Origin of the sequence: Micromonospora sp. CMU55-4, assembly GCF_011602315.1 — a bacterium.
In the GTDB taxonomy this organism is placed as follows: Bacteria; Actinomycetota; Actinomycetes; order Mycobacteriales; family Micromonosporaceae; genus Micromonospora; species Micromonospora chalcea.
The window spans coordinates 1-1328 of sequence record NZ_JAAOLH010000045.1 but is presented as its reverse complement, the minus strand read 5'-3'; the positions used below and the strand labels follow the sequence as shown (position 1 = coordinate 1328).

The 1328-nt window shown below is 67.3% G+C and carries 1 protein-coding gene; it reads right to left on the bottom strand.

Annotation, left to right across the window (positions count from 1 at the left end; all coding sequences use genetic code 11):
• Positions 1 to 47 precede the first annotated feature (47 nt).
• Complete coding sequence (locus HA073_RS30170; RefSeq protein WP_043324428.1) at positions 48 to 1211, bottom strand: IS481 family transposase; 1164 nt, start codon at positions 1209 to 1211, stop codon at positions 48 to 50.
• Positions 1212 to 1328 lie beyond the last annotated feature (117 nt).

Here is a 1328-nt window from a genome sequence, read left to right as displayed (position 1 = left end):
CTGTCATGTCCCGGGACATGTGTCAACGGGAAGTCCCGATAGATGTGTCAGGGGTTGTGGATCGTGGGGGTGGGGGTGAGGGGGATGTAGTTCTTGTCGGGGTTGAGGTGGAGGTAGCCGATGGGTTGGCCGTCGGGGTGGTAGATGGTGACGTGGTTGTTGTCGCGGATGGCGGTGACGGTGGTGCCGGCGTGGGTGGTGCCGACGCTGGTGCGGTGTCCGGCGACGGCGATGGCGCCGTTGCTGGCGACGGGGCAGTGGTGCAGGGTGGCGTCGGTTTGCAGGGGTGGGCTGGTGGGTCCGCCGAGGGTGGGTGCGTGGGTCCAGGCGTGGGCGGGTGTGGTGCGGTGGGGTAGGGCGCTGTGGCGGCGTTGGGTGTTGTAGTAGCGGCGGTAGGTGTCCAGGAGTGTTTGCAGGGCGGTGAGGGTCTGTGGTGGGGGTTGGGTGCTCAGCCATTTTTTGAGGGTTTGGTGGTGGCGTTCGACCTTGCCGCAGGTTTGTGGGTGGTAGGGGCTGGAGTTGATCGGGCGGGTGCCGTGGTCGATCAGGGTCTGCACGAAGGTGGAGATTGATCCGGGTCGGGTGCGGCGGCTGGTGAACGCGATGCCGTTGTCGCTGAGCACGATGGCCGGCACGCCGTAGGCGGTGAACGCCTGTCTGATCGCGGTGATCGCGGCTCGGGCGGTCTCCGCGGCGGCGGCGTGGCAGGCGACCAGGGTGCGGGTGCAGTCGTCCAGGACGTCGAAGACGACGACAGTGCGGCCGTCGGCGAGTTTCACTTCGGTGGCGTCGATCTGATAGCAGTCGCGGGGCCGGGCATAGCTGAAACGCCGCCACGAGCTACGCGGTCGTTTAGCCGGAGTAGCCACGAGCAGGTCATGCCGGGCCAGCACCCGGTTGACCGTCGAGCGTGACGGCACCGACCAGGACGCGTCGGTGCGCCGGCGCACATCGTCCAACGCGTCTCGGATGAAGTCAGCCCCGTTGTCCGGGCCCAGTTCAGCGCGCAGTTTGCAGATCCACGCGTCCACCTCCGGCGGCGTGACCCGCGGACTGGTACGCGGCCGCCGGGATCGTTCCTGCCACTGACCCTCGGCCCGGATACGTGCGCGGTGCCGGTACACCGTGCGCACCGACACCCCGTGCTCACGCGCGAACTCGGCCGCGTTCACCCGAACCCCCGCCGCCAGCAGCGCGTCCAGCAGGTTCATCACATGCCGCCGAGAAGCCATGCCCGGCAGCACATACCACCCGACCCAAGATCCCTACCACGTGACACATGTATCGGGACTTCAACGCTGACAGATGTCATGGGACTGAACAGCCCC

What these genes read in the sequence shown, in the direction of transcription:
- HA073_RS30170 (WP_043324428.1), bottom strand. Translation starts at nt 1,211, where the DNA reads ATGAACCTGCTGGACGCGCTGCTGGCGGCGGGGGTTCGGGTGAACGCG.